Source organism: Streptomyces sp. 13-12-16, from assembly GCF_002114215.1.
Classification (GTDB): Bacteria; Actinomycetota; Actinomycetes; order Streptomycetales; family Streptomycetaceae; genus Streptomyces.
In genome coordinates this window covers 1-1,804 of sequence record NZ_NCTE01000900.1, presented here as the reverse complement: position 1 = coordinate 1,804, position 1,804 = coordinate 1, and the positions used below count along the sequence as shown (strand labels likewise).

Genomic DNA, 1,804 nt, shown 5'->3' with positions numbered 1-1,804 from the left:
GGCTCGGGCTCGCCGGGGGCACCCACGGCCAGCACCGCGCCGTCGATCAGCGGCGGCTCGCCCAGCGTGCAGCGCTGGGCGTCGAGCCGCTGGTCACCGGCGTACAGCACCGGTGAGCCGGACGAGCCGTCACCACCGGAGACCACCGAGGCCAGCGCGGAGGCGACCGCGGCCAGGGCCGTGCCCGCGGGCGCCGTGACCAGCACGTCGCAGCTCGCGGCCCGCTCCCGCGCGGGGGAGGAGGGGCCCAGCGGGTCTACGACGGTCAGCCGGATCTGCATCGCCGTCAGCGGTCCCTTCTGCGCGGGCGCCCGCGACGCGGGGGGACACCACCGCCCCGCGGATCCCCCGACCGCGGACTTCCCCCACCGCCACACGCGCACGTACGGCCAGTACTGCACGCATCCTCGCACCTGCCACCGACAACGCGCCCGCCCTCCGGCAGCAAATGATCTTGATTGGTCGGCTCTGCCCGTAAAAGTGCCTGACCAGTGGGGAGCGAATGATCGTTCCGGGCCCACTTGAGATCGGTCACGTCCGGCATGCGGCAACCAACGGACCGAGTCGAGCGTCTTTCCTTCGGAACATTCAGGACCTTCGAACCCGGGCGGGAGCCGGTACGTAAGACCCACCGTGAGATCACCGTGAGATCACGTCGAGGACGACCAGCCGGTATCCCGCGCGGCGGCACTACAGTGGGTCGGAACATTCCGTAGCACGGTGGACCACGGTGTACGCCAAGCAAGCAGCAGGGAGCGCGACGTGCGGCCGGTTGGCAGCAAGTACCTCCTCGAGGAGCCGCTCGGTCGCGGCGCCACGGGGACCGTCTGGCGAGCCCGCCAGCGTGAGACCGCGGGCGCCGAGGCGGCCGTGCCCGGACAGCCCGGCGAGACCGTCGCGATCAAGGTCCTCAAGGAGGAGCTCGCCAACGACGCCGACGTCGTGATGCGCTTCCTGCGCGAGCGGTCCGTCCTGCTCCGGCTCACCCACCCCAACATCGTCCGGGTCCGCGACCTGGTCGTCGAGGGTGACCTGCTGGCGCTGGTCATGGACCTCGTCGAGGGCCCCGACCTGCACCGCCACCTCCGTGAGAACGGCCCCTTCACCCCCGTCGCCGCCGCCCTGCTGACCGCGCAGATCGCCGACGCGCTCGGCGCCAGCCACGCCGACGGCGTGGTGCACCGCGACCTGAAGCCCGCCAACGTCCTGCTCAAGCAGCAGGGCGGCGAGATGCACCCGATGCTGACCGACTTCGGCATCGCCCGCCTCGCCGACTCCCCGGGTCTGACCCGCACCCACGAGTTCGTCGGCACGCCCGCGTACATCGCACCCGAGTCCGCCGAGGGCCGCCCGCAGACCTCCGCCGTCGACATCTACGGCGCCGGCATCCTGCTCTACGAGCTGGTCACCGGCCGTCCGCCGTTCTCCGGCGGCTCCGCCCTCGAAGTGCTGCACCAGCACCTGAGCGCCGAACCGCGCCGCCCCTCCACGGTCCCCGACCCGCTGTGGACGGTCATCGAGCGCTGCCTGCGCAAGAACCCCGACCAGCGGCCCAGCGCCGAGAACCTCGCGCGCGGCCTGCGCGTCGTCGCCGACGGCATCGGCGTGCACGCGAACTCCGCGCAGATCGCCGCCGCCGAGAACGTCGGCGCGCTCCTCACCCCCGACCCGGCCCCCGCGCCCGTACCCGGTACGCCCGGCGACGCCGACCCGACGCAGGTGCTGCCGCACGGCGCGGGCACCTACGACCCCAACGGCGCGACCAGCGTCCTGCCGCAGACCGGCGGCCCGGCGGGCGCCGCCG

At 73.2% G+C, this 1,804-nt stretch carries 2 protein-coding genes; one reads left to right on the top strand and one right to left on the bottom strand.

The window, feature by feature from the left end:
* Positions 1–281: hypothetical protein (locus B7767_RS31515; RefSeq protein ID WP_143652729.1), on the bottom strand; the 281-nt coding region annotated here is incomplete at its 3' end.
* A 481-nt stretch (positions 282–762) separates the two neighbouring features.
* Between B7767_RS31515 and B7767_RS31510 the strand changes: the two genes are divergently transcribed.
* On the top strand, positions 763–1,804 hold a 1,042-nt coding region (locus tag B7767_RS31510; protein WP_143652728.1), incomplete at its 3' end, for a serine/threonine-protein kinase.